The 883-nt window shown below is 54.5% G+C and carries 3 pseudogenes; 1 reads left to right on the top strand and 2 read right to left on the bottom strand.

The features are described from left to right. Window positions 1-375: pseudogene (locus HLH48_RS23065) on the top strand (hypothetical protein); the annotation flags it as partial. Here HLH48_RS23065 and HLH48_RS22840 read toward each other — a convergent pair. Together HLH48_RS22840 and HLH48_RS23895 are read right to left on the bottom strand one after the other, a co-directional pair. Continuing rightward, window positions 339-642 (bottom strand): annotated as a pseudogene (locus tag HLH48_RS22840) (integrase core domain-containing protein); the annotation flags it as partial. The pseudogenes HLH48_RS23065 and HLH48_RS22840 overlap by 37 nt on opposite strands. A gap of 4 nt (window positions 643-646) precedes the next feature. After that, window positions 647-772, bottom strand: a pseudogene (locus tag HLH48_RS23895) (IS30 family transposase); the annotation flags it as partial. Between the last annotated feature and the right edge of the window lie 111 nt (window positions 773-883).

Here is an 883-nt window from a genome sequence, read left to right as displayed (position 1 = left end):
CCCGCTCGTCTGGAAAACGGAAAAGCACCCGCGACGCCCAGCGACACACATCAGATCACGAGCATTCCCACCCGCGACACAGGCTCGGAAGGCCCGTGTGAGATTTCCGGGCTAAAAGCAGAAAAGGTTCTTGTGAGAGACACAGGAGGCATTACTAACATGAAGGAATACTATGCTGGTATTTTTGGTTCCGAGATGCTGATTGAAGCGCGTCCTGCGGGTGAACAGTCGATACTCTTGCTCGTTAGCGCCGGATTTGGCGTAGCTCTCTCATCAGAAGGCCAAGCACAAGTAGGCTTTGAAGCGTCCCAGGTTTCCCGGAGGCCATTTGGTTTGAGTCAAGCAGCCATATCGACAATCTTGAGGGCTGCATAGTAATTGGCTTCGGCCTCGGCGGGGGGGGATATAGCCGATGGGACCAAAGAGGCGGTGGTTGCTGAACCAATCGACCCAGCGCAGCATCGCCATTTCCACGGCAGATACCCCCGGCCAGGAGCGCTGTGGCCAGATGACTTCGGCCTTGTAGAGGCCGTTGATGGTCTCTGCCAGGGCGTTGTCATAGGAATCCCCGACACTACCGACCGAAGGCACCAGATTGGCTTCGGCCAGACGCTGGGTATAGTTCATGGCGAGGTATTGGGCGGATTCAACCGGTCGTCGCAACACCTTCGATTATATGTTGTTTGAGCAGTTGGTCGAGTGCCTCTGCTGGTGTTTTCCAACCGAGTGTTTTGCGTGGCCGTGTATTCAGGGCATGAGCAACCGCATTTAACCCATCTTATTCACGGCATTGAGTATTTTGCGTGGATTTTTCTGCTTTTGTGGTTTGTGCGCGCGGGATCGCACCGAGTTGAGGCGGTGTCATTTTGAAACGGTGCATAGT

It is taken from the genome of Gluconacetobacter sacchari, assembly GCF_014174255.1.
GTDB classification, from domain to species: Bacteria; Pseudomonadota; Alphaproteobacteria; order Acetobacterales; family Acetobacteraceae; genus Gluconacetobacter; species Gluconacetobacter sacchari.
The sequence above is the reverse complement of the archived record's forward strand: the minus strand, read 5'-3'. Positions and strand labels throughout refer to the sequence as shown.